Raw genomic sequence first — 23,570 nt, 5'->3', positions numbered from 1 at the left:
GCGTGATAACACCAAGCCGTCCCTTGTCGTGCGTTTGTCTACTCACCCAGTCCGGAGGAATCAAGATGAAGCTGCAATCCTGGTGTGCCGTATTGCTGTCCGTTGCTGCCGTACAGGCTGGCGCGACCGATCTGAACAATCTGCGTATCGGCATGGATGCCACTTATCCGCCGTTCGAATCGCTCAACCCGGCCGGGCAGATCGTCGGATTTGAGGCGGATCTGGCCATGGCGCTATGCAAGGAAATGAAGGCGCACTGCACGCTGATCAATCAGGACTGGGATGGCATCATTCCCGGCCTGGTCGCCAAGAAATACGATGTGATCATGTCGTCGATGACCATTACCGCTGATCGGGCCAAGGCGGTGACCTTCAGCGAGCGTTATTTCCGCACGCCACAACGGCTGATAGCGGCCAAGGGCAGTACCCTCAAATTTACCGCCGAAGGCATGAAGGGCAAGCGGGTAGGGGTGCAGCGCGGTACCACGGCCGATATGTATCTGAGCAAGTTCTGGGGGGCACGTGGCATGGATGTGGTGCGCTATGAAGATCAGGACAAGGCTTATGCCGACCTGGTGAACGGCCGGCTGGATGCCAGCTTCCAGGATGAGTTGCAGGTGGAGGCTGGTTTCCTCAAGAGCGAGCCGGGCAAGAGTTTCGCCTTTGTCGGCCCCTCCATCAATGGCGACAACGCTGCCGAGCGCGAGGTGCTGGGTTCCGGCGCCGGCATGGCGGTGCGCAAGGAAGACAAGGAGCTGGTGACGCGTCTGAACAAGGCGATTGCTGCCGTGCGTGCCAATGGCAGCTTCAAGAAACTTAGTACACAGTATTTCGGGCGCGATATTTATTGAGCTACAGCAGCCCTCGCCGCCTTCGGTGCTGGTGGCCGGTCCTGGCGGGGGCTGTGGCTCAAGCAGTTGTTGAGTTGTCCTGACTACTGTCCGGACGGATCAGCGTGTAGTCGTTATTGCTGGGCAGGCCGTTCTTCTGCCAATCGTCCAGTGTTGCCATGATGGCGTCGTGGGTCTGCGTACTGATATCGGGCAGGCTGCCACCAAAAGCCTGTTTCGCCTCATCAAAGCCCTGCTGCACTGCGGCGCGGATGGTATCGATCTTGCTGGGATCATTGCCTATGCCCAGCCGGGCAAAATCCAGAATGCGCCGGGCAGTGTTCTTGACGCCCAGTTCACCATCTTCCGACACCGCCTGGGTGGCTGCCGCCTTGGTTTGCGGGTCTACCGTCAATTGCTGCTCGCCACTGACTACCTTGTTCCACTGCAGCCCCTGTTGCTGTGTCAGATTGCCCAGCAGTTTGAGGAAATCCGCCACTTGCTGGTTGGACTTGGCCAGCAGCGCCGGGACATCCACATTTTGCGTTGCCGTGCTGCCGGGCTTGTCATAAGTCAGCGGCTGGCTGCTGCTGTCGTTCTGACCCAGGCTGACTACTTCGTCCACCGTCAGCGTGCTGCTGCTGATGCTGTCACCGGTCTTGCTGTCAGTCAGGGTGGTGTTGCTGAGGCTGGCGTACAGCGACAGGCTGTTGCCCGGAATGCTGCTGATGCTCATGAGCGACTCCTGCAGAGAGGAAGGTAGGGCCTGCCTGCAAAGCGGCAAGCTGATGTCTCATTATCGGTCGCTGGCAGGAAAATTTTAGTAAAAATCAATGCAATAAGGCCGGAGTGCCCTTGGGCTGCTCCGGCCTGGTGATGCTAGCTGGTGAATCAGGCTGATAGTTTGCCGGCCAAAACTTGCAGTGCCTGCAGCTGTTGCACCACCAGCCCTTGCAGACGTTCGTCGGTCAGATTGCCTTCCGCATCAAAACCACCGGCAAAAGCGTTGGCAAAGACTTCCGGCTTGTTCAGCGGGTGCAGGTCGAGGAATACGCAGGTCTGGCGCAGATGGTATTGCGCACGCGAAGTTCCCATGCCGCCACCTGCGCCAACAATGGCTACCGGCTTGCCAGCCAGCAGTGCGTTGTCCGGCTCGCGCGAAGCCCAGTCCAGTGCGTTTTTCAGTGCCGGAGCCATGGAGTAGTTGTATTCCGGGCAGGCCAGCAGCAGGGCATCGGCACTTGCCAGCTGTGCCAGCAACTGTTGCGCCGCAGCGGGCTTTTCACTGATGTCACTATTGAAGAAGGGAAGCTGGCTGATGTCGGCGATCTCGATGCTCACGCCTGCCGGTGCATGGGCTTGTGCATAGCGCAGCAGGCCCATATTGGTGGATGCGCGACGCAGGCTGCCGCAAATGGCCAGAACTTTCAGTGTGCTCATTAGTTATTCCTTGCTGTGGGTTGTTCGAACCAGTACTGATGCTGCTTTATTCTAGTCAGCGCCTGTATCAATCGCCAGGGATAACGGTAGGCGGGGCAGAGCCAGGGCGCGTGCAAGCTTTTCGCATTCGCGGGCCGGAGCGCTTATAATGTCCGGCTGTCCGCATTCAGAGTTGAAACAGTGTCCGAACGATTCGCCGTATGGCTGCAATATCTCCTGCCCAAGCAGGCTTTGACCATTCTGGCTGGCAAGCTGGCCAGTGCCGAAGCCGGTGGCCTGACCACAGCGGTGATCCGCTGGTTTGTCGGCCGTTATCAGGTCAACATGGCCGAGGCGGCCAACGCCGATATCGCCAGCTATCCCAGCTTCAACCAGTTTTTTACCCGTCCCTTGCGTGCTGGTGCCCGCCCGCTGGCGGCCAGTGCCCTGATTTGCCCGGTGGATGGCGCGATCAGCCAGTTCGGCCCCATCCGGCAGCAACAGATTTTCCAGGCCAAGGGGCATGATTACTCCACCACCGCGCTGGTGGGTGGGGATGCCGCCATGGCGGCGCATTATCAAAATGGTTACTTTGCCACCATCTATCTGAGTCCGCGTGATTACCACCGCATCCACATGCCTTGCGATGGCCGCCTGCTGAGTATGACTTATGTGCCGGGCGCGCTGTTTTCGGTGAATCCGGCCACGGCACGTGGTGTGCCGGGGCTGTTTGCGCGTAATGAGCGCGTGGTGTGCGAGTTCGAAGGCCCGCATGGCCGCTTTGTGCTGACGCTGGTGGGGGCCACCATTGTCGGCAGCATGGCTACGGTATGGCATGGCGTGGTCAACCCGCCGCGCCCGGGGCGTGTGCAGCGCTGGGATTATCAGGATCAGCAGATTGTCATCCGCAAGGGTGAGGAAATGGGCCGCTTCCAGCTCGGTTCCACCGTGGTGTTGTTGTTCCCGCAGAGCACGGGCTTGCAGTTCAACCCGCAGTGGCAGCCGGCCAGCCCGGTGCGGCTGGGCGAGGTCATGGCCGACATCTGAGCCAGTGCCTGAGTGCTGTAATAGAAAAACCGCCTGGACAGGCGGTTTTTTCATGGTGCCGGCGGCGCAGTGTTACAGCACATCACCCGGTATACGTACCCAGCCTTCCATCAGTACGCGGGCACTGCGGCTCATGATGGCCTTGCTCACCTGCCACTGGCCATCTACCAGCCTGGCCTCGGCGCCCACGCGCAGCGTGCCGGAAGGGTGGCCAAAGCGCACCGACTGGCGTTCGCCACCACCAGCGGCCAGGTTCACCAGCGTGCCGGGAATGGCGGCGGCGGTGCCGATGGCGACTGCCGCAGTGCCCATCATGGCGTGGTGCAGCTTGCCCATGGACATGGCGCGCACGCGCAGGTCGATGTCGCTGGTGTTGATCTGCTTGCCGCTGGAGGCGGTATAGCCCTCCGGCGGGGCGACAAAGGCAATCTTGGGCGTGTGCTGGCGGGTGGCGGCTTCGGCAATGTCCTTGATCAGGCCCATGCGGATGGCCCCGTGAGCGCGGATGGTTTCAAAGCGCGCCAGCGCAGCCGTATCACTATTGATAGCGTCTTGCAGTTCGCTGCCGTTGTAGCCCAGTTCGGCCGCGTTCAGGAAAATGGTGGGGATGCCGGCATTGATCATGGTGGCCTGGAAACTGCCCACGCCCGGTACATCCAGCGTGTCCACCACATTGCCAGTGGGGAACATGGCACCGCCGCCATCGCCTTCGCCCTCGTCGGCCGGGTCGAGAAACTCCAGCTGCACTTCGGCCGCCGGGAAGGTGACGCCGTCCAGTTCAAAGTCGCCGGTTTCCTGCACTTCGCCATTGGTGATGGGCACATGGGCGATGATGGTTTTGCTGATATTGGCCTGCCAGATGCGCACGGTGGCCACGCCGTTGGCCGGGACGCGGCTGGCATCGACCAGTCCGCTCATGATGGCAAACGAGCCGACAGCCGCGGACAGGTTGCCGCAGTTGCCGCTCCAGTCGACAAAGGCCTTGTCGATGGCCACCTGGCCAAACAGGTAGTCCACATCGTGATCGGGGCGACTGCTCTTGGCCAGGATCACCGTCTTGCTGGTGCTGGAGGTAGCGCCACCCATGCCGTCAATCTGCTTGCCGTAGGGGTCGGGGCTGCCGATCACCCGCATCAGGATGGCGTCACGCACCGGGCCGGGCTGCTGGGCAGCGGCGGGCAGGTCTTGCAGACGGAAGAACACCCCTTTGCTGGTGCCGCCACGGATATAGGTGGCAGGGATGCGGATTTGCGGAGCATGGGCCATGCAAAGTCTCCTTGCCGGCGCGTCGGGGAGCAGGGCCGCGCCGGGTGATGAAAGTTAAGCCAGCGGCCAGCCTTGCCGGCTGACCGCTGCGCTGAGTGACGGGGTCACCCTGATCCGGCCCGACAGCGGGGACACACCGCCGGACCGGGGGGTGAAAACTCAAACAGTCTGGGTGGACTCGATGAAGTCCTGGGCAAAGCGCTGCAGCACACCGCCAGCCTGATACACCCGCACTTCGGCGGCGGTATCCAGGCGGCACAGCATCGGAACGCGCACGGTTTCGCCATTGCGACGATGAATCACCAGCGTCAGCGTGCAGCGCGGCGAGATTTCGCCCTCTACGTCGTAGCTTTCGGTGCCGTCAATCGCCAGTGTCTTGCGGGTGGTGCCGGGCTGGAATTCCAGCGGCAGCACGCCCATGCCCACCAGATTGGTACGGTGAATGCGCTCGAAGCCTTCGGCAGCAATGGCTTCCACCCCGGCCAGCCGCACGCCCTTGGCCGCCCAGTCACGCGAGCTGCCCTGGCCGTAGTCGGCACCGGCAACAATGATCAGCGGCTGCTTGCGGGCCATATAGGTTTCGATGGCTTCCCACATGCGGGTGACTTTGCCCTCCGGCTCGATCCGCGCCAGTGAACCCTTCTTTACCGCGCCATCCACCACGGCCATTTCGTTCAGCAGCTGCGGGTTGGCGAAGGTGGCGCGCTGGGCGGTCAGGTGGTCGCCACGGTGGGTGGCGTAGGAGTTGAAGTCCTCTTCCGGCAAGCCCATCTTGGCCAGGTATTCACCGGCAGCCGAGCTAGCCAGAATGGCGTTGGACGGTGACAGGTGGTCGGTGGTGATGTTGTCCGGCAATACCGCCAGCGGCAGCATGCCCTTGAGCGTGCGCTCTCCGGCCAATGCACCTTCCCAATAGGGTGGGCGGCGGATATAGGTGGACATCGGACGCCAGTCGTACAGTGGGCTCTTGGCTGCCTCGAAGCTGCCCAGATCGAACATCGGGATGTAGATCTGCTTGAACTGTTCCGGCTTCACACAGCGGGCAACGATTTCATCAATCTCGGCATCGGACGGCCACAGGTCCTGCAGGCGGATTTCCTTGCCATCCACCACGCCCAGTACGTCTTTTTCGATGTCGAAGCGCACGGTGCCGGCAATGGCGTAGGCCACCACCAGCGGCGGTGAGGCGAGGAAAGCCTGCTTGGCATAGGGGTGGATGCGGCCATCGAAGTTACGGTTGCCGGACAGCACCGCAGCGGTGTACAGGTCGCGCTCAATGATTTCCTGCTGGATTTTCGGGTCCAGTGCGCCGGACATGCCGTTACAGGTGGTGCAGGCATAGGCGACGATGCCAAAGCCGAGCTTTTCCAGCTCTGGCAGCAGGCCGGCTTCTTCCAGATACAGCTTGGCGACTTTGGAGCCAGGGGCGAACGACGATTTCACCCACGGCTTGCGCACCAGGCCCAATTCATTGGCACGCTTGGCCAGCAGGGCGGCGGCTACTACATTGCGCGGATTGCTGGTGTTGGTGCAGCTGGTGATGGCGGCAATGATGACCGCGCCATCCGGCAGCAGGCCTTCGGCTTCTTCTGCCTGGGCCTTGGCCAGATCTACGGCAATGCCGCGCTCGGCCAACGCCGAGGTGGGCAGACGCTTGTGCGGGTTGGAAGGGCCCGCCATATTGCGCACCACGCTGGACAGGTCGAACTCCAGCACGCGCTCGTATTGCGCAGTGGCCAGGCTGTCGGCCCACAGGCCGCTGACCTTGGCGTAGTTTTCCACCAGCGCTACTTGCTCGGCTTCGCGGCCGGTCAGCTTGAGGTAGTCGATGGTTTGCTGGTCGATATAGAACATGGCGGCGGTGGCGCCATATTCCGGGCACATATTGGAGATGGTGGCACGGTCGCCAATCGACAGGCTGGCAGCGCCATCACCAAAGAATTCCACATAAGCGCCCACCACGCGTTCCTTGCGCAGGAACTCGGTGAGGGCCAGCACGATGTCGGTGGCGGTAATGCCGGGTTGGCGCTGGCCGGTGAGCTTGACGCCCACGATGTCCGGCAGGCGCATCATGGACGGATGGCCCAGCATCACGGTTTCCGCTTCCAGGCCGCCCACGCCGATGGCGATCACACCCAGCGCATCCACGTGCGGGGTGTGGCTGTCGGTGCCGACACAGGTGTCGGGGAAGGCCACGCCGTCACGCACCTGAATCACTGGTGACATTTTTTCCAGGTTGATCTGGTGCATGATGCCGTTGCCGGCCGGAATCACATCCACATTCTTGAAGGCGGTCTTGGTCCACTCGATGAAGTGGAAACGGTCTTCATTGCGGCGGTCTTCAATGGCGCGGTTTTTTTCGAAGGCTTGCGGGTCGAAACCACCGCACTCCACTGCCAGCGAGTGGTCGACGATCAACTGCGTCGGCACTACCGGGTTTACCAGCGAGGGGTCGCCCCCCTTGTCGGCGATGGCGTCGCGCAAGCCGGCCAGATCGACCAGCGCGGTCTGGCCCAGGATGTCGTGGCACACCACGCGCGCCGGATACCAGGGGAAGTCCAGATCACGCTTGCGTTCGATCAGCTGCTTGAGCGCATCGGTCAGCAGATCGGCGTCGCAGCGGCGCACCAGTTGCTCGGCCAATACGCGCGAGGTATAGGGCAGGGTGGCATAGGCGCCGGGCGCAATGGCGTCAACGGCGGCGCGGGTGTCGTAGTAGTCCAGCTGGCTGCCGGGCAAATGGGTGCGGTAGTTTTTGTTCATGGCGTCGCTAAAACTCTCAGGGTGGAAGCAAAGCGGGGAGCTATCCTTGCGGCTTAGCTCCCCTGACCATCAGCGCTGTGCCAGCGGCACGAAGGCCTGATCGTCCGGGCCGGTGTAATTGGCCGACGGGCGGATGATCTTGCCGTCAATACGTTGCTCGATCACGTGTGCGCTCCAGCCGCTGGTACGGGCAATCACGAACAGCGGGGTGAACATGGCAGTGGGCACGCCCATCATGTGGTAGGACACGGCGGAGAACCAGTCCAGGTTGGGGAACATCTTCTTGATGTCCCACATCACGCTTTCCAGACGCTCGGCAATGTCGAACATCTTGCTGTCGCCAGCAGCGGCAGACAGGTTGCGCGCTACTTCCTTGATCACCTTGTTGCGCGGGTCGGAGATGGTGTACACCGGGTGGCCAAAGCCGATCACTACTTCCTTGCGTTCCACGCGGGCCTTGATATCGGCCTCGGCTTCATCCGGATTGTCGTAACGCTTCTGGATTTCAAACGCCACTTCGTTGGCACCGCCGTGCTTGGGGCCGCGCAGCGCGCCAATGGCGCCGGTGATGCTGGAATACATGTCCGAACCGGTACCGGCAATCACGCGGCTGGTAAAGGTGGAGGCGTTGAATTCGTGCTCGGCATACAGGATCAGCGAGGTATGCATCGCCTTCACCCACAGCTCGGACGGCTTTTCACCATGCAGCAGGTGCAGGAAATGGCCACCGATGGAATCGTCATCGGTTTCCACGTCGATGCGCTTGCCGTTGTGGCTGAAGTGGTACCAGTACAGCAGCATGGAGCCGAAGGAAGCCATCAGGCGGTCGGCGATGTCACGCGCACCTGCGATATTGTGGTCGTCCTTTTCCGGCAGGGTGCAACCCAGGGCGGATACGCCGCTGCGCATCACGTCCATCGGGTGGGCGGAGGCGGGCAGGGCTTCCAGCACGCTCTTCACCACTTGCGGCAGGCCGCGCAGGGCTTTCAGCTTTTGCTTGTAGCCGGCCAGTTCGGCCTTGTTAGGCAGCTTGCCGTGTACCAGCAGAAAGGCAACTTCTTCGAATTCGCACTGGTCGGCAATATCCAGAATGTCATAGCCGCGATAGCTCAGATCGTTGCCGGTACGGCCAACCGTGCACAGGGCGGTATTGCCGGCGGCAACGCCGGACAGAGCGACCGATTTCTTCGGCTTGCCAGTCAGAACCACTTCAGTCATGCCATTTCTCCTAAGATGAAGTTTCTCGTCTTGCTGTTGTTATTGCGACCGGTGCGGTCCGGTTGGTGCGGACCGTGCACTGGCGGTTGCTGCGTGTCTGTTTTTGTTGCTGCGGGCAATTACTTGTTTTTGCCTTCGGCAAACAGCCCATCCAGCTTTTGCTCGTAGCTGTGGTAACCCAGGTGCTCGTACAGGTCCATACGGGTCTGCATGGTGTCCAGCACGTTTTTCTGCGTGCCATCGCGGCGCAGTGCGCCGTAGACATTCAGGGCGGCCTGGCTCATGGCGCGGAAGGCGGATAGCGGATACAGCACCAGCGATACACCGTTTTCACCCAGTTCCTGAGTGGTGAACAGCGGGGTGGAGCCAAACTCGGTAATGTTGGCCAGCACCGGCACGCCAACGGCTTCGGCGAATTGCTTGTACATGGCCAGATCGGTCATGGCTTCCGGGAAGATCATGTCGGCACCGGCTTCCACGCAAGCCACGGCGCGGGCAATGGCCGAATCCAGTCCTTCCACCGCCAGTGCATCGGTACGGGCCATGATGACGAAGCTGTCATCCTTGCGCGCATCGGTTGCCGCCTTGACGCGGTCGACCATTTCTTCCTGGCTGACGATGGCCTTGTTGGGGCGATGGCCACAGCGCTTTTGCTGTACCTGATCTTCGATATGTACGGCAGCAGCGCCGGCTTTTTCCAGGCTCTTGATGGCGCGGGCGATATTGAAAGCACCACCCCAGCCGGTATCGATGTCCACCAGCAGCGGCAGTTCGGTCACATCGGTAATGCGACGCACATCAATCAGCACGTCTTCCAGGGTGGTGATGCCCAGGTCCGGAATGCCGCAGGAGCAGGCAGCCACGCCGCCACCCGACAGATACAGGGACTTGAAACCGGAGTGTTCGGCCAGACGTGCGGCATAGGCGTTGACGGCGCCCACGACTTGCAGCGGTTTTTCCTGTTCTACAGCGAGGCGAAAGCGTTGACCGGGTGTGCTCATGGCGGGGTCCTTAGTTGGATGCGGGTGACATTGCAGAGCATTCTAGCAAGTGCTTGGTTGGAGTGCAAATGCTCTATCGACAGCGGGGCAGGTGAAGGTGGTTCATGTTTTGCGCAGGCTCTGGTATGTTTCGCAGCAGCAAGCTCGGGGGAACTCATTGCACGAGCCACGGTCTAGTGTTGTGTCCACACAGACGCCCATACAACTAAACCAGTGGACAATTCAGGGAGCATTACAACGACATGAGTGATCGTGATATCGATCAACAGTTGGTGGAGCGTGCCCAGCGAGGTGAAAAAAGAGCTTTCGACCTGCTTGTTGCAAAATATCAGCGTCGTCTGGCTAGACTTTTGTCACGCTTCATTCGCGACGGCTCGGACATCGAAGATGTGACGCAAGAGGCATTTATCAAAGCGTATCGCGCTTTGCCGTCATTCCGCGGCGAGAGCGCGTTTTACACATGGCTGTACCGAATCGGCATCAATACTGCCAAGAATTTCCTCAGTTCAGCCGGGCGACGTCCGGTGGTGAACAGTGAGTTTGAGGACGAGGATGGCGAGAGCTTCGACCTGGCGTCGCAAGTTCCCGACATGAATACGCCCGAAACCGAGCTGATGAACAAGGAAATCGTGACGACAGTCAATGCTGCCGTGCAAGCCTTGCCGGAGGAACTCAGAACGGCCATTTCACTGCGTGAAATGGACGGACTATCCTACGAAGAGATTGCACAGGTGATGAACTGTCCGATCGGCACCGTGCGCTCACGGATTTTCCGTGCACGCGAGGCGATTGCTGCCGAATTGCGGCCACTGCTGGATACGGCCAAAAACAGAAGGTGGTAGCTTATGAAAGAAAAATTATCCGCGCTGATGGACGGCGAGCTGGACGGGCAGCACGCACAGAGGGCCATCAATGCCATCGCTGATGAAGAGGAACTGAAGCAGGTCTGGGACGCCTATCACCTGATTGGTGATGCGATGCGCGCAAACAGCCATGTGGCGGTGAATGTGCGTCAGCAAGTGGCCGAACGCCTGGCTAACGAACCTACCGTACTGGCTCCGCGCCGCTGGTTTGCCCCGGTGCGTACGCGCCGGGCCGGTGCCGTGGCGCTGGCTGCCAGTGTCAGCTTTGCCGCTGTGGTTGGCTGGCAGCAGTTGTCCCATGGCAATGGGGCTTCGGTGATGGCAGATCGCGGCGTGCCGGTTGCTGCCTTGCAGCCGGTACAGCAGCATGACGATCTGTATCTGGCTGCGCATCAGGAGATGACGGCGGATCAGAGCGTATACAAGGTTTCCTACGGAAATGGAGTTCGCCACTGATGCGTCTGACACAGCTGTCCGGGGTCTGTTTGATGGGCGTGGCGGTGCTTGCCCATGCGGATGATGACTGGCTGGTGGTAAAAAAAGTGGCTGCCGCCGCAAGGCAGCAGCCACTGAACGGTACCTACCTGCATCAGATGAACAGTTCGCTGGAAACCTTTCGCATCGTGCGTAGCGGTTCTGGCGACAACATCCAGGAAAAGCGCACCTCGCTGGATGGTCCGTCGCGTGAAATCATCCGCAAGGGGCTGGAACTGACCTGTTATGCGCCGGATGCCAAATCGCTATCCGCTGCCAAAGTCAGTGCCATGCGGCTGTTTCCGGCCTTGCTGCCTGACGATATCGGCAATATCGCCCAGTCTTATTCGATAAAGCGCTCAGGCAAGGATCGCGTGGCGCAGCGTGATTGCAACTGGCTGGAGCTCAAGCCGAAAGACAGCAAGCGCTACATGCTGCGCATGTGTGTGGAACCGGCCAGTTTCCTGCCCTTGAAAGTGATTACCCAGAATGCGGCCGGCGAGGTGGTGGAGCAGTTCACCTTTACCGAAATCGAATTGCAGGGGCCGAAAGACAAGGGCGCTTTCCGGCCGCAATACAAGCAGAACTATGTATTGCGCAGCGCCAGTGCGCCGGCCATGACGCTTGATGCTGATGCGCCGTCCGAGGTCAGTGGCATGCCCAGCGGCTTCAAGCTGTTGCGTGCCGTGCAGCGCACATTGCCGGGTCAGGCTGAGCGTACCGTGCGGCATATGGTATTCAGCGACGGGCTGGTCATGTTGTCGCTGTTTATCGAACCGCAGGCTGATGGTCGTCCGGAGCGTGCGGTCAATCTGCACGGTGCCGTCAATATGGCAACTGCCGAGCAGGGTGACTACCTGGTCACGCTGGTAGGTGACCTGCCGGAACCCACCATGCTGGCGATGATTCGCAATCTCAAGATCGCACTCAAGCCATGATGGTGCACGGCCTGCCTTTCCGCCTGGTGGCGAGGGCAGGCCATTTTGATTCCCTTTCCTGTTGTTCTGTGCAAACCACATCAAGATGGAGCGACCATGTCGATCAAAAAGCTGATCGTTGCTGCCATGCTGGCGGCATCTGCCTTCACTATTGAACCTGCTGTCGTGCTTGCTGCCGATTTGCCCGACTTTGCCCGTATTGTGGAGAGCGAGGGCAAGGCGGTGGTCAATGTCAGTACCACATCGACCATCAAACAGAATGTCAGCAGCCTGCCGGAAGGCATGGAGGGTGATCCCTTTTTCGAATTCTTCCGCCGCTTTGCGCCGCAGCAGCAACAAGAGCGGCAGGAGCGCTCACTCGGTTCGGGTTTCATCATTTCTGCCGATGGCTATCTGCTGACCAATGCCCATGTGGTGGCGCGTGCGGATGAAATTACCGTCACCCTGACCGACAAGCGCGAATTCAAGGCCAAGGTGATTGGCTCTGATGCCCGCACCGATGTGGCCCTGCTCAAGATCGAGGCCAAGGACCTGCCGGTGGCGCGGCTGGGCAATATGGCCGATGTGCGCGTGGGTGAGTGGGTGCTGGCCATTGGTTCGCCCTTCGGTTTCGAGAATACCGTGACCTCCGGCATCGTATCAGCCAAGAACCGCCTGCTGCCGGATGAGAATTTCGTCCCCTTTCTGCAGACCGATGCTGCGGTCAATCCCGGTAATTCCGGCGGGCCGCTGTTCAATATGAAGGGCGAAGTGATCGGCATCAATTCGCAGATTTACAGCCGCTCTGGCGGCTTCATGGGTATTTCCTTCTCGATTCCCATCGACGTGGCGATGAATGTGGCCGATCAGCTCAAGGCCACCGGCAAGGTGAGTCGTGGCCGCATCGGCGTGGCTATCCAGGAGTTGAGCAAGGATCTGGCCGCCTCTTTCGGCTTGAGCAAGCCCGCTGGTGCGCTGGTGAATGAGGTGGAGAAAAAGAGCCCGGCAGACAAGGCTGGATTGCGCGCCGGTGATATCATCCTGTCGGTGGCTGGCCAGGCCGTTGCTTCGTCTTCCGATCTGCCACGGCTGATCGGAGCCATCCGCCCGGGCCAGCCGGTAGCGCTGGAAGTGTGGCGCAATCGCGCCAGCCTCAAGCTGAGCGTGGTGCCGGAAGAACTGAAAAATGAAGACGCCCGCACGGCTCAGCGCGAGTATCGTGCACCGCAAGCCACGCCGGATGCGCAGAACATGAAGCAGCTGGGGCTGGCGCTGGCTGAATTGACGCCGCAGCAGCTGGCCAAGGCAGGCATCAAGTATGGCCTGCAAGTACGGCGAGCCAGCGGGTTGGCTGCCCGAGCCGGTGTGCAGGCCGGGGATGTGATCGTGGGGCTGGGCGGTGAGGCCATCAGCAGCTTCGGCCAGTTCAAGGCAGCGGTTACCGGCGCGCCCAAGGGCAGTACGCTGGCCCTGCAGGTGCTGCGCCAGGGCATGACGCTGTTTATTCCATTGACCATTGGTGGGGAAGAATGAAGCTGACCTTGTATTTCCGTGAGTACTGCAGCCTGTGCCACCAGATGCTGGCCGAGCTGCAGCCATGGCAGGCCAGGCATGGTTTTGCGCTGGAGGTGGTGGACGTGGATGCCGACCCGATTCTTGAGGCCAGATTCAATGAACTGGTGCCAGTATTGATGGACGGAGAACACCAGATTTGTCACTGGCATCTGGATATTCCTGCTTTGGCTGCACATTTGGGCGAAATCGGCTAAAATCCGCGCCAGTGTGAGTTGTTAGAGGGCACGCCAGCGTGCCCTTATCTTTTTGCTGGATACCGATGAAACATATCAGAAATTTCTCGATCATTGCCCATATCGACCATGGCAAATCGACCCTGGCCGACCGCTTCATCCAGTTTTGCGGTGGCCTCGAACTGCGCGAAATGAGTGCCCAGGTGCTCGACTCGATGGATATCGAGAAAGAGCGCGGCATCACCATCAAGGCCCAGACGGCGGCCTTGCAATACAAGGCACGTGATGGCCAGGTGTACAACCTGAACCTGATCGACACCCCGGGGCACGTCGACTTCTCTTACGAGGTTTCCCGCTCGCTGTCCGCCTGCGAAGGCGCATTGCTGGTGGTGGATGCCTCGCAAGGTGTGGAAGCGCAAACCGTAGCCAACTGCTATACCGCCATCGACCTGGGGGTGGAGGTGGTGCCGGTGCTGAACAAGATCGACCTGCCGGCGGCAGAACCCGAACGTGTCAGCCAGGAAATCGAAGACATCATCGGCATCGAAGCCATTGATGCCGTGCGTGCCTCGGCCAAGTCCGGTATCGGCATTCAGGACATCCTCGAAGTGGTGGTCAGCAAGATTCCGCCGCCGGAAGGCAATCCGGATGGCCCGCTCAAAGCCCTGATCATCGACTCCTGGTTCGACAACTACGTCGGCGTGGTGATGCTGGTGCGGGTCAAGGATGGCCAGGTTCGTCCCAAGGACAAGATCAAGTTCATGGCCACCGGTGCCGAGCATCTGGTGGAGCAGGTTGGCGTGTTCTCGCCCAAGTCGGTACAGCGCGATGTGCTGAATGCTGGTGAAGTAGGTTTCATCATTGCCGGTATCAAGGAGCTGAAATCGGCCAAGGTGGGTGACACCATCACTCTGATGAAAACGCCGGCCACCGAGGCGCTGCCGGGCTTCAAGGAAGTGCAGTCGCAGGTATTTGCCGGCCTGTATCCGGTGGAAAGCCACGATTACGAAGCCCTGCGCGATGCGCTGGAAAAACTGCAGCTGAACGATGCCTCGCTCAAGTACGAGCCCGAGGTATCGCAGGCGCTGGGCTTTGGCTTCCGTTGCGGCTTCCTGGGCCTGCTGCATCTGGAAATCGTGCAGGAACGGCTGGAGCGCGAATTCGACATGGACCTGATCACCACGGCACCGACCGTGGTGTATGAGCTGGTGTTGAAAGACGGCAGCGTGATTCATGTCGACAACCCGTCGCGCCTGCCGGACCCTGGCAAGGTGGAAGAAATCCGCGAGCCCATCATCACCGCCCATATCCTGGTGCCGCAAGACTATGTCGGCGCGGTCATCACCCTGTGTACCCTGAAACGCGGTGTGCAGCGCAATATGCAGTATCTGGGCCGGCAGGTGATGCTCACTTACGATATGCCGATGAATGAAGTGGTGATGGACTTCTTTGACCGTCTCAAGTCCACCAGCCGTGGCTACGCTTCGCTCGACTACGAGTTCAAGGAATTCCAGTGTGCCGATCTGGTGAAGCTGGATGTGCTGGTCAACAGCGAGAAGGTGGATGCGTTGAGCCTGATCGTGCACCGTGCTTCCAGCGTGTATCGTGGCCGAGAACTGGTGTCGAAAATGCGCGAACTGATCCCGCGCCAGATGTTTGATATCGCTGTGCAGGCGGCCATTGGCGGGCATATCATTGCCCGTGAAACGGTAAAGGCCTTGCGCAAGAACGTACTGGCCAAGTGCTACGGCGGCGACATCACCCGTAAGAAAAAGCTGCTGGAAAAACAAAAAGCCGGCAAGAAGCGCATGAAGCAGGTAGGTAACGTGGAAATCCCGCAAGAGGCTTTCCTGGCCATTCTTCAAGTAGGGGAAAAATAAGTGGGCGAAAACCTGTTCTGGGTGTTTACCGTGGCCGTCATTGTTGGCGGCTTGCTGGTGGCTTTTGGCGGGCAGCGCGAAGCCGGTGCCAAAGACTGGCCGGTGTCGGTGCAGTGGGGCTATCTGGCCCTGGTCATCGGTGGTTTCGGCCTGCTGTCCAATTACATGAGCTTCACTGCGGTGATGCTGGTGTTTGTGCTGATTACCGGCGTGGTATGGGGCCTGGACAAATGGTTGCTGGCCAAGAAGCGTGCCGGTGAGCCCGGACACTTTGTCGAATACTCCCGTGGTTTCTTCCCGGTCATCCTGGTGGTGTTCCTGCTGCGCTCTTTCCTGGTAGAACCCTTCCAGATCCCCAGCAGCTCGATGCGCCCCGGTCTGGTGGTGGGTGACTTCATCCTGGTCAACAAGTTTGCCTATGGCATCCGCGTGCCGGTGCTGAATAATGTGCTGGTGCCGGTGGGCAAGGTAAGCCGTGGCGATGTGGTGGTGTTCAACTATCCGCCCAATCCCAAGGTGAATTACATCAAACGGGTCATCGGCGTGGCTGGCGATGTGGTGGAATACCGCAACAAGCGCCTCACCATCAATGGCAAGCCGGTGCCGGATGAAAAAGACGGCACTTACGAGTATCTTGAGCAGGGCATGGCCATGATTCACAATGACCAGTTCAAGGAAGTGATGGATGGCAAGTCCTACCAGGTGCTGAATATTCCGGACGCGCCGGTCGTGGCACTCGGTCAGGTGGCGGATTTTGCCGGGCGCGACCAGTGTCAGTACGACGACAACGGCTTTGTGTGCAAGGTGCCGGCCGGCCATTACTTCATGCTGGGCGACAATCGCGACAACAGCCTGGATGGTCGTTACTGGGGCTTTGTGGAAGATCGTCTGATGGTAGGCAAGGCCTTCCTGATCTGGATGAACTTCAGTTCGCTGTCCCGTATCGGCAAGGCCATTCATTGACACCGTTTTCCGGCAGGGGGAGTTTCATGCAGCGTCAGCGAGGTTTGTCAGTCATTTCGGTGTTGTTCATCATGCTCATTCTCGGTGCCGGCTTCCTGCTGGCCGGCAAGGTGCTGCCGGTGTACAACGAGTATGCCGAGGTTCGCAAGGCAGTCACCGCCATGGCCGGGGAAACCGGCAAGGGCGAAACCGAACTGCGTCGTGAATTCATGAACCACGCCATGGTCGGGGACATTTCGTCGATCAAGCCGGAAAACCTCACCATCATCACCACCGCCAACAGCGTGTTCGTGCGCGCAGCCTATCGCCGCGAAGTTCCGCTGTTTGCCAATGTCAGCCTGGCTTTCGATTTCGATACCCAGGCCGGACAGACACCCCAGTAACTACAGTGAACCAAGTTGAAACCCGATTCCGGCGCCTGTCACAGGCGCTGGATTATGCATTCCAGAAGCCCGATCTGCTGCGCCAGGCGCTGACACATCGCAGCTTTGCCGCCTCCAATAACGAGCGTTTCGAATTCATTGGCGACAGCATCCTCAATTACACCGTGGCGCGCATGCTGTTCGACCAGTTTCCGCGCCTGAGTGAAGGCGAGCTGTCACGCTTGCGTGCCAACCTGGTCAACCAGAATACCCTGGCCGAAATCGCCCACGAGCTCAAGCTGGGTGAGTATCTGTACCTGGGTGAGGGCGAGCTGAAAAGTGGCGGCTTCAACCGGCCATCGATTCTGGCTGATGCGCTGGAGGCTACCTTTGCCGCTGTCAGTTTCGATGCGGATTTCCAGCGTGCCGAGCAGGTGGTCCGCCGCCTGTACGCAGGCCGCGTGGCGGCCATCGACCCCACCAAGCATGCCAAGGATGCCAAGACCCGCTTGCAGGAAGCCCTGCAGGCGCGCAAATGGCCCTTGCCCAAATACCGTATCCAGACCCAGAGCGGCGAAGCCCACGAACAATGGTTCAAGGTAGTGTGCGATCTGGGCGAATTGATGATCGAATCCAGCGGTGAGGGCGGCAGTCGCCGCGCCGCCGAACAGCAGGCCGCCGAAGCCGCACTGCTGCTTCTTGAACAAAAACTGGCCACAGGCAAGAAACACCCATGACCGAACACGCATATCATTGTGGCTTTGTTGCCATCGTCGGCCGCCCCAATGTGGGCAAATCGACGCTGATGAACCATCTCATCGGCCAGAAAGTCAGCATTACCTCGAAAAAGGCGCAGACCACGCGCCATCGCGTCAACGGCATTCATACCGAAGACAACGCCCAGTTCATTTTTGTCGATACCCCGGGCTTCCAGACCTTCCACAAGGGCGCACTCAACGAGACGCTGAATAAGAGCGTGAAAGACTCGCTGGGTAGCGTCGACTGTGTGCTGTTCATCCTGGAAGCCATGCGCTGCAGCGCGGCCGACCGCGAAGTGATGGCGCTATTGCCCAAGCACACGCCGGTCATCCTGGTGATCAACAAGCTGGACAAGGTCAAGGACAAGTTCCTGCTGCAGGAATTCATCGATGGCGTCCGCGCCGAATTCCAGTTTGCCGACTGCGAAGTGGTCAGTGCCAAGCACGGTCAGCGTCTGTCCGAGCTGCTGGACAAGGTACGACCGCATCTGCCGGAATCCATGCCGCTGTATCCGGACGACATGGTGACCGACAAGAGCGAGCGCTTCCTGTCTGCCGAAATCGTCCGCGAAAAGCTGTTCCGCTATCTGGGCGAAGAGCTGCCGTATGAAATGAATGTGGAAGTGGAGATGTTCGAAATGGATGGCGCGCTGCGTCGCATTCACATCGCCATTCTGGTGGACAAGGACAACCAGAAACCCATCGTCATCGGCAAGGGTGGTGAGAAGCTGAAGAAGATTTCCACCGAAGCGCGCCTGGACATGGAAAAGCTGTTCGATGGCAAGGTCTTCCTGCAAGTCTGGGTCAAGGTCAAATCCGGCTGGGCTGACGACGTACGCTTCCTGCGGGAATTCGGCCTGAACTGATGCCGCTCAAGCTGCCTTCTCCGCCTTACTGGGCGGTGATCTTTTCCTCGCAACGCAGCGCTGCCGACCAGGGCTACGCCGACATGGCCGAACGCATGTTGCGTCTGGCGGAAGTCCAGCCCGGTTATCTGGGTGCGGAAAGCGCGCGTGACAGTGCCGGCTTTGGCATTACCGTTTCCTACTGGGACAGCGTGGAAGCCATTGCCGCCTGGCGCCAGCATGCCGAGCATCTGGTCGCGCAAAAACTGGGGCGCGAGGTGTGGTATCGCGACTTCTTGCTGAAAGTGGCGCGGGTCGAGCGTGCCCATGCCAGCGGACAGGGCCGGGACGCATGAGCCAGCAGGGCAGGGTAGACCGCCAGCCCGGCTACCTGCTGCACACCCAGCCCTATCGTGAAACCAGCCTGCTGGTGGAAGTGTTCACGCCGCAGCATGGCCGTTTTACCCTGGTGGCGCGCGGTGCACGCCGGCCCCGGGCGGATGTGCGCGGCGTACTGCTGCCATTTCAGCCGCTTACCCTGTCCTGGTTTGGCAAGGGCGAAGTGCGCACCCTGCACACGGCAGAATGGAATGGCGGCGTGCCACAGTTGTCTGGTATCCGCTTGGTCTGCGGCTTTTATCTCAATGAACTGATGCTGAAGCTGACGGCCCGTGACGATGCCGAGCCGCGAGCCTTCACCATTTATGATCAGGCGGTGCGTGCACTGGCACAGACGCATTCCCTGTCCAGCGTGCTGCGCCGCTACGAATTGCGCCTGCTGCAGGCGCTGGGTTATGCCGGCAGTTTCGCCTGTGACCTGCACGGCGAACTGATCGACCCTGCGGCCGACTACCTGTGCCGGGGCGGTGCCCTGCCGGAACGGGCCAGCGGCGAGGCGGCCGGGCCGTCGGTATGCTTGCCCGGTGCCGAATTGCTGGCCATCGAGGCGGATGACTATGCCGCCGCCAGCACCCGCCGTGCGGCCCGCAGCCTGCTGCGTTTGCTGCTTACCGATTTGCTGGGCGAGGAGCCATTGGCCTCGCGTGAACTCTTGCAGGCCATCAACGCCATTGCCGACTGAGGCCTGCGCAACAGGAGCTGAAGATGATTTTGCTTGGTGTGAATATCGATCATGTCGCCACCCTGCGCCAGGCGCGTGGCACCCGCTACCCCAGCCCGATCGAGGCGGCACTGGTGGCCGAAACTGCCGGCGCCGACCTGATTACCCTGCATCTGCGTGAAGACCGTCGCCACATTCAGGATGCCGACGTGGTGGCCATGCGCCAGGTCATCAAGACCCGCATGAATCTGGAAATGGCCATGACGCCGGAAATGCTGGCCAATGCCCTGGCGGTGGCTCCGGAAGACGTCTGTCTGGTACCGGAAAAACGTGAAGAAGTTACCACCGAAGGCGGTCTGGATGTGCTGGGCCACTATGCTGATGTGTGTCATTACACCGAAACCCTGCAGCAGGCTGGCATCCGCGTGTCCATCTTCATCGACCCGGATCGGGCCCAGATCAGCAAGGCGTATGAGGCTGGTGCCCGCGTGATCGAACTGCACACCGGCGCTTATGCCGATGCGGTACATGCAGCCGAGCGCGAGGCCGAGCTGGCACGCATTCGCGGCGCGGCAGCGTTTGCAGCCGAGCTGGGCATGGTGGTGAATGCCGGCCACGGGCTGAACTATCACAACGTCAAGCCGATTGCTGCCATTGCGCAGATTGCCGAGCTGAATATTGGCCATGCCATCATCGGTCAGGCGGTATTTGTCGGCCTGGACCGCGCCGTGCGCGACATGAAGGCGCTGATGATGGAAGCGCGGCAGGCCTGATGGCCGGTGGGCAAGGCTAGAACCATGATCTACGGCATCGGCACCGATATGGTGGAAATCGCCCGCATGCAGGGCCTGCTGCAACGCTGGGGCGACAAGGCAGGCCGGCGCATTCTGGCCGAGGCGGAAATGCCAGCCTTTCTGGCAGCGGCCGACCAGGCACGTTTTCTCGCCAAGCGCTTTGCCGTCAAGGAAGCGCTGTCCAAGGCAGTGGGCACCGGAGTGGTGCAGCCGGTATTGCTCACTGCCATTGCGGTCAGCCACGATGCACAGGGCAAACCCATGCTGGTATTCGGCCCGGAGCTGCAGCACTTCCTGTCGCAGCGCGGCGTGGTGCGCAGCCATGTTTCCATTAGCGACGAGCGTGAACACGCCCTGGCCTTTGTGGTATTGGAGCGGGATTAGTCCCGGTCTATCCTTGCCAGAGAATCAATCCTGAGGGCCGCCCGGCCCTCGCACTGTTTGGAGTATCAGCCATGCAAGCCTTGTCGCTGCAACGTGGTCCGGTCATGGTGGATGTGGCCGGCTTCAGCCTGAGCGAAGCAGAACGCACGCGTCTGTCCCATCCCCTGGTCGGTGGGGTTATCCTGTTTCGCCGCAATTTCCAGAATATCGAACAGCTCAAGGCACTGACTGCCGAGATCCGCAGCCTGCGTAACCCCGCACTGTTGATTGCGGTGGATCACGAAGGTGGACGCGTGCAGCGCTTTCTGGAGGGTTTCACCCGTTTGCCACCGATGAGTGTGCTGGGTGAGCTGTGGCAGCAGGATGAGGCGGCCGCGCGTGCCGCCGCCGAGGATGTGGGCGTGGTGCTGGCGGCGGAATTGCGCGCCTGTGGCATTGACCTGTCCTTCACCCCGGTGCTGGATCTGGACTGGGGGCGCTGCGCCGTCATCGGCAACCGGGCCTTCCATCGCGACCCGCAGATTGTCAGCGAACTGGCTCTGGCCCTGCAGCGTGGTTTGCAGCAAGGTGGCATGTCCACCTGCGGCAAGCATTTCCCTGGTCACGGTTTTGTCGCCGGCGACAGCCACTTTGTCATGCCACAAGACGACCGCACATTGAGCGAGCTGGAAGCCGACGACTTGCTTCCGTTTGCCCGCCTGGCTGCGGCTGGCATGGGTTCGGTGATGCCGGCGCATGTGGTGTATCCGGCGGTGGATAGCCGCCCGGCCGGTTTTTCCCCAGTGTGGCTGCAGGACATCCTGCGCGGCCAGCTGGGTTTTGATGGGGTCATCTTCTCTGATGATCTGGGCATGGAAGGCGCGGCCGGTGCCGGCAGCTTTGTCGAGCGGGCAGCAGCAGCACTGGCAGCCGGCTGCGATATGGTGCTGGTGTGCAATCAGCCGGCACGTGCTGATGAAGTGCTGGCCGGCTTGCAGTTGCCAGCGCAGCCGAGACTGGCGGAACGTCTGCAGCGCATGGCAGGCGCTGGTGAGGTCGACAGTTGGCAGCAGGTGATACGCAGCCCGGATTTTGCTGCGCGTCAGCAGCGGGTGATGGCGCTGGGCATGCCGCAGAATGTCTTGCAGGGCCCTGCCGTGGGTGAGGCCAGCTAGCCCTGCAGTGACTAGCCAGTCAGGCTGGCCGGCAGAGCCGGGCTGTCATCGATAGGCCATTTGTAAAAACCGCTTGTAGCTCCTGGCTACTAGCGGTTTTTTTATGCTGGTGATTATTTCTGTTTTACTTAATAAATTTTAATGGCGTGTCCATTCTGGAGATTTCATCCGCTTTGCATGACGTGGAGGTCTTCATCATCTAGCATGAAGATAATCAGCCAGCTTATAAGGTCGTTCCATGCGCCACCGTCCCATTGTGCAGCAAGTCATCCTGCTGGCCGGCCTGCTTTGTCTGCTGGTCTTTGCCACGCTAACCATTGTGGCCAGCTACAGCGTGAGCCGTAATGCGGAGCAAGAGGCGGAGCAGAATCTGGCGACTCAACTCACCCTGGTGCAAGGCAGTCTGCAACAAGCTTACCTCGCAGCGAGCAATCGTTCGGATGGATTGCTGGCGCTGTTTCAGCGTCAGTTGCCGGGAAGCATAACCGTCAGCGAGCAGCTGCAGGATCTGGGTAGCAGGCATGGTGTGCCGGTGGTGAAGGCTGGTGACATGGTACTTAGCGGTAATCTCCAGCCCTTGTTGCAACTGAAGAATCTGACTGGCGCCGAGGCTGCCATCGTGGTGCGGACTGCGGACAACCACTATGTGCGGGCCAGCACACTGCTCAAGGATGCCGCCGGTAACAGCATGCTGGGCAGCGAGGTGGCAGCGGGGGATCCGGTGCGTGACCGCATCCACGCTGGCCATGCCTATGTCGGAATGGTGATGCGCAACCAGCATTACTACCTGACCCGTGCGCAGCCGCTGTATACGCCTGCCCGGACGGTGGCCGGCTGGTTCCAGGTGCGTGTCGACCTGGTGATGGAAATCGATACCCTCAAGCATTTACTCAAGTCAGTAAAGGTGGGGGATAGTGGTTTTGTCTCGGTTCTGGCTCCTGCCAAGGAGGGGTTGGCGCGTTTTGTCGTGCATCCGCAATTCGAAAACCGCTTGGCTGGCGATGTGCTGAGCGGGCCGGCGCTGCAGGCCTTGCAGCAGGCGCTGGGTTCGCCGGCTGGCATTTTGCGCTATCCCCAGGCCAACCCGGCCCTCGGCGGGCGGGAGGACATCATGCTGCAGGCCTATGCGCGGGTGCCGGGATGGGACTGGGTCGTGGTTAGTGGCAGCTTCCAGAGCGAATTCACCCATGCCAGCAGCCAGCTGCGCTTGCAACTGATGGCGCTGTGCGCGCTGCTGGGGCTGGCCTTGCTGGCACTGCTCTATCTGGTGTTGCGACGCCTGCTGCAGCCGCTTGCTGAGGTGGTAAAGGTGTTTGACCGCTTTGGCAGTGGTGACCTGAGCGCACGCCTGCCCGCGCCATCGCGGCACCATTCGGCCAATGAAATTGAGCGGCTTGGCCTGCATTTCAATCAGGCGGCTGATGGCTTGTGCCAACTGATTCACGAGGCCCGCAGTGCTGCTGATCATATCGAAAGTACGGTGCGCAAGCTGGATGATTCGGTGGAAGAGGCTGCCAGTCTGTATCACCAGCAAAGTGTGTCTGCTGCATCGATGGCCGGTGCGGTGCAAGGCATAGCGGTAAGCATCCGACAGATTGCTGCCGACGCTGGTCTGGCCGAGCAGGAGGGGGGGCAAGCATTGCTGGCGACCAGTCATGGCCGGGATGCCGTGCACAGCATGCAGCAGGAGATGCAGTCCATCGCCACCTCTTCCGGTCATGTGGTGGAAAAAGTAGCCGGGCTGGACAAGCACTCCATCGAGATCAATGGCATCGTCAAGGTGATCCGGGATATTGCCGATCAGACCAATCTGCTGGCACTGAA

At 60.2% G+C, this 23,570-nt stretch carries 24 protein-coding genes; 18 read left to right on the top strand and 6 right to left on the bottom strand.

Annotated features, from left to right (window positions below; translation table 11 throughout):
• The first annotated feature begins 65 nt into the window (after positions 1-65).
• On the top strand, positions 66-851 hold the full coding sequence (locus EAY64_RS13320) for an ABC transporter substrate-binding protein (protein WP_103525240.1): 786 nt from the start codon (positions 66-68) through the stop codon (positions 849-851).
• 58 nt (positions 852-909) lie between these two features.
• Here EAY64_RS13320 and EAY64_RS13315 read toward each other — a convergent pair whose 3' ends face one another.
• Together EAY64_RS13315 and EAY64_RS13310 are read right to left on the bottom strand one after the other, a co-directional pair.
• Complete coding sequence (locus EAY64_RS13315; protein WP_103525239.1) at positions 910-1,566, bottom strand: hypothetical protein; 657 nt, start codon at positions 1,564-1,566, stop codon at positions 910-912.
• Between the two features lie 155 nt (positions 1,567-1,721).
• Positions 1,722-2,270 (bottom strand): NADPH-dependent FMN reductase, encoded by a 549-nt coding sequence (locus EAY64_RS13310; RefSeq protein WP_103525238.1) that lies wholly within the window; start codon positions 2,268-2,270, stop codon positions 1,722-1,724.
• Positions 2,271-2,450: 180 nt separating this feature from the next.
• Between EAY64_RS13310 and asd the strand changes: the two genes are divergently transcribed.
• A complete protein-coding gene (gene asd / locus EAY64_RS13305) occupies positions 2,451-3,296 on the top strand; it encodes an archaetidylserine decarboxylase (RefSeq protein ID WP_103525237.1) in 846 nt (281 codons plus the stop codon).
• 72 nt (positions 3,297-3,368) lie between these two features.
• On the opposite strand, the gene prpF is transcribed toward asd, so the two are convergent.
• From prpF to prpB, 4 genes are all read right to left on the bottom strand, one after another.
• The gene (gene prpF, locus EAY64_RS13300; RefSeq protein ID WP_103525236.1) at positions 3,369-4,562 is read right to left on the bottom strand and encodes a 2-methylaconitate cis-trans isomerase PrpF; all 1,194 of its coding nucleotides are present in this window, start codon (positions 4,560-4,562) and stop codon (positions 3,369-3,371) included.
• Positions 4,563-4,721: 159 nt separating this feature from the next.
• Complete coding sequence (gene acnD / locus EAY64_RS13295) at positions 4,722-7,325, bottom strand: Fe/S-dependent 2-methylisocitrate dehydratase AcnD (protein WP_103525235.1); 2,604 nt, start codon at positions 7,323-7,325, stop codon at positions 4,722-4,724.
• 69 nt (positions 7,326-7,394) lie between these two features.
• Positions 7,395-8,543, bottom strand: coding sequence for a bifunctional 2-methylcitrate synthase/citrate synthase (gene prpC, locus EAY64_RS13290; protein WP_103525234.1), 1,149 nt, complete (start codon positions 8,541-8,543; stop codon positions 7,395-7,397).
• Between the two features lie 119 nt (positions 8,544-8,662).
• Positions 8,663-9,544, bottom strand: coding sequence for a methylisocitrate lyase (gene prpB / locus EAY64_RS13285; protein WP_103525233.1), 882 nt, complete (start codon positions 9,542-9,544; stop codon positions 8,663-8,665).
• A gap of 242 nt (positions 9,545-9,786) precedes the next feature.
• Between prpB and rpoE the strand changes: the two genes are divergently transcribed.
• The 16 genes from rpoE to EAY64_RS13205 form a co-directional block, all read left to right on the top strand.
• Positions 9,787-10,386: an RNA polymerase sigma factor RpoE gene (rpoE, locus tag EAY64_RS13280; RefSeq protein WP_059287003.1), complete on the top strand. Its 600-nt coding sequence runs from the start codon at positions 9,787-9,789 to the stop codon at positions 10,384-10,386.
• Between the two features lie 3 nt (positions 10,387-10,389).
• On the top strand, positions 10,390-10,863 hold the full coding sequence (locus EAY64_RS13275) for a sigma-E factor negative regulatory protein (RefSeq protein WP_103525232.1): 474 nt from the start codon (positions 10,390-10,392) through the stop codon (positions 10,861-10,863).
• The gene (locus EAY64_RS13270; RefSeq protein WP_103525231.1) at positions 10,863-11,819 is read left to right on the top strand and encodes a MucB/RseB C-terminal domain-containing protein; all 957 of its coding nucleotides are present in this window, start codon (positions 10,863-10,865) and stop codon (positions 11,817-11,819) included. Before EAY64_RS13275 ends, EAY64_RS13270 begins: the two co-directional genes overlap by 1 nt.
• A gap of 96 nt (positions 11,820-11,915) precedes the next feature.
• Positions 11,916-13,331, top strand: coding sequence for a DegQ family serine endoprotease (locus EAY64_RS13265; RefSeq protein WP_103525230.1), 1,416 nt, complete (start codon positions 11,916-11,918; stop codon positions 13,329-13,331).
• Positions 13,328-13,567: a glutaredoxin family protein gene (locus tag EAY64_RS13260; RefSeq protein WP_103525229.1), complete on the top strand. Its 240-nt coding sequence runs from the start codon at positions 13,328-13,330 to the stop codon at positions 13,565-13,567. Before EAY64_RS13265 ends, EAY64_RS13260 begins: the two co-directional genes overlap by 4 nt.
• 65 nt (positions 13,568-13,632) lie before the next feature.
• The gene (gene lepA / locus EAY64_RS13255; RefSeq protein WP_103525228.1) at positions 13,633-15,426 is read left to right on the top strand and encodes a translation elongation factor 4; all 1,794 of its coding nucleotides are present in this window, start codon (positions 13,633-13,635) and stop codon (positions 15,424-15,426) included.
• On the top strand, positions 15,427-16,389 hold the full coding sequence (lepB, locus tag EAY64_RS13250; RefSeq protein WP_103525227.1) for a signal peptidase I: 963 nt from the start codon (positions 15,427-15,429) through the stop codon (positions 16,387-16,389).
• 26 nt (positions 16,390-16,415) lie between these two features.
• Complete coding sequence (locus EAY64_RS13245; RefSeq protein WP_103525226.1) at positions 16,416-16,772, top strand: DUF4845 domain-containing protein; 357 nt, start codon at positions 16,416-16,418, stop codon at positions 16,770-16,772.
• A gap of 5 nt (positions 16,773-16,777) precedes the next feature.
• Positions 16,778-17,488: a ribonuclease III gene (gene rnc, locus EAY64_RS13240; protein ID WP_103525225.1), complete on the top strand. Its 711-nt coding sequence runs from the start codon at positions 16,778-16,780 to the stop codon at positions 17,486-17,488.
• Complete coding sequence (gene era, locus EAY64_RS13235) at positions 17,485-18,375, top strand: GTPase Era (RefSeq protein WP_103525224.1); 891 nt, start codon at positions 17,485-17,487, stop codon at positions 18,373-18,375. Before rnc ends, era begins: the two co-directional genes overlap by 4 nt.
• The gene (locus tag EAY64_RS13230) at positions 18,375-18,710 is read left to right on the top strand and encodes an antibiotic biosynthesis monooxygenase family protein (protein ID WP_103525223.1); all 336 of its coding nucleotides are present in this window, start codon (positions 18,375-18,377) and stop codon (positions 18,708-18,710) included. Before era ends, EAY64_RS13230 begins: the two co-directional genes overlap by 1 nt.
• Positions 18,707-19,435 carry a DNA repair protein RecO gene (recO, locus tag EAY64_RS13225; protein ID WP_103525222.1) on the top strand — a complete coding sequence of 243 codons (729 nt, stop codon included), beginning with the start codon at positions 18,707-18,709 and terminating at the stop codon, positions 19,433-19,435. Before EAY64_RS13230 ends, recO begins: the two co-directional genes overlap by 4 nt.
• 23 nt (positions 19,436-19,458) lie before the next feature.
• Complete coding sequence (pdxJ, locus tag EAY64_RS13220) at positions 19,459-20,187, top strand: pyridoxine 5'-phosphate synthase (RefSeq protein WP_103525221.1); 729 nt, start codon at positions 19,459-19,461, stop codon at positions 20,185-20,187.
• Between the two features lie 24 nt (positions 20,188-20,211).
• Positions 20,212-20,592, top strand: a complete 381-nt coding sequence (gene acpS / locus EAY64_RS13215; RefSeq protein ID WP_103525220.1) for a holo-ACP synthase — start codon at positions 20,212-20,214, stop codon at positions 20,590-20,592.
• A gap of 71 nt (positions 20,593-20,663) precedes the next feature.
• Positions 20,664-21,746, top strand: a complete 1,083-nt coding sequence (gene nagZ, locus EAY64_RS13210) for a beta-N-acetylhexosaminidase (RefSeq protein ID WP_199734446.1) — start codon at positions 20,664-20,666, stop codon at positions 21,744-21,746.
• A gap of 238 nt (positions 21,747-21,984) precedes the next feature.
• A partial coding sequence (locus tag EAY64_RS13205) for a methyl-accepting chemotaxis protein (protein ID WP_147456224.1) occupies positions 21,985-23,570 on the top strand: 1,586 nt, incomplete at its 3' end.

Source organism: Aquitalea palustris (assembly GCF_003693445.1).
Classification (GTDB): domain Bacteria; phylum Pseudomonadota; class Gammaproteobacteria; order Burkholderiales; family Chromobacteriaceae; genus Aquitalea; species Aquitalea palustris.
This window is presented reverse-complemented; position numbering and strand designations above follow the sequence as displayed.

Excerpts from the sequence above, each read along its gene's own strand:
- EAY64_RS13320 (WP_103525240.1), top strand. The coding sequence starts at position 66 with ATGAAGCTGCAATCCTGGTGTGCCGTATTGCTGTCCGTTGCTGCCGTA.
- EAY64_RS13315 (WP_103525239.1), bottom strand. The coding sequence starts at position 1,566 with ATGAGCATCAGCAGCATTCCGGGCAACAGCCTGTCGCTGTACGCCAGC.
- EAY64_RS13310 (WP_103525238.1), bottom strand. The coding sequence starts at position 2,270 with ATGAGCACACTGAAAGTTCTGGCCATTTGCGGCAGCCTGCGTCGCGCA.
- prpF (WP_103525236.1), bottom strand. The coding sequence starts at position 4,562 with ATGGCCCATGCTCCGCAAATCCGCATCCCTGCCACCTATATCCGTGGC.
- acnD (WP_103525235.1), bottom strand. The coding sequence starts at position 7,325 with ATGAACAAAAACTACCGCACCCATTTGCCCGGCAGCCAGCTGGACTAC.
- prpC (WP_103525234.1), bottom strand. The coding sequence starts at position 8,543 with ATGACTGAAGTGGTTCTGACTGGCAAGCCGAAGAAATCGGTCGCTCTG.
- prpB (WP_103525233.1), bottom strand. The coding sequence starts at position 9,544 with ATGAGCACACCCGGTCAACGCTTTCGCCTCGCTGTAGAACAGGAAAAA.
- rpoE (WP_059287003.1), top strand. The coding sequence starts at position 9,787 with ATGAGTGATCGTGATATCGATCAACAGTTGGTGGAGCGTGCCCAGCGA.
- EAY64_RS13275 (WP_103525232.1), top strand. The coding sequence starts at position 10,390 with ATGAAAGAAAAATTATCCGCGCTGATGGACGGCGAGCTGGACGGGCAG.
- EAY64_RS13270 (WP_103525231.1), top strand. The coding sequence starts at position 10,863 with ATGCGTCTGACACAGCTGTCCGGGGTCTGTTTGATGGGCGTGGCGGTG.
- EAY64_RS13265 (WP_103525230.1), top strand. The coding sequence starts at position 11,916 with ATGTCGATCAAAAAGCTGATCGTTGCTGCCATGCTGGCGGCATCTGCC.
- EAY64_RS13260 (WP_103525229.1), top strand. The coding sequence starts at position 13,328 with ATGAAGCTGACCTTGTATTTCCGTGAGTACTGCAGCCTGTGCCACCAG.
- lepA (WP_103525228.1), top strand. The coding sequence starts at position 13,633 with ATGAAACATATCAGAAATTTCTCGATCATTGCCCATATCGACCATGGC.
- EAY64_RS13245 (WP_103525226.1), top strand. The coding sequence starts at position 16,416 with ATGCAGCGTCAGCGAGGTTTGTCAGTCATTTCGGTGTTGTTCATCATG.
- era (WP_103525224.1), top strand. The coding sequence starts at position 17,485 with ATGACCGAACACGCATATCATTGTGGCTTTGTTGCCATCGTCGGCCGC.
- EAY64_RS13230 (WP_103525223.1), top strand. The coding sequence starts at position 18,375 with ATGCCGCTCAAGCTGCCTTCTCCGCCTTACTGGGCGGTGATCTTTTCC.
- recO (WP_103525222.1), top strand. The coding sequence starts at position 18,707 with ATGAGCCAGCAGGGCAGGGTAGACCGCCAGCCCGGCTACCTGCTGCAC.
- pdxJ (WP_103525221.1), top strand. The coding sequence starts at position 19,459 with ATGATTTTGCTTGGTGTGAATATCGATCATGTCGCCACCCTGCGCCAG.
- acpS (WP_103525220.1), top strand. The coding sequence starts at position 20,212 with ATGATCTACGGCATCGGCACCGATATGGTGGAAATCGCCCGCATGCAG.
- nagZ (WP_199734446.1), top strand. The coding sequence starts at position 20,664 with ATGCAAGCCTTGTCGCTGCAACGTGGTCCGGTCATGGTGGATGTGGCC.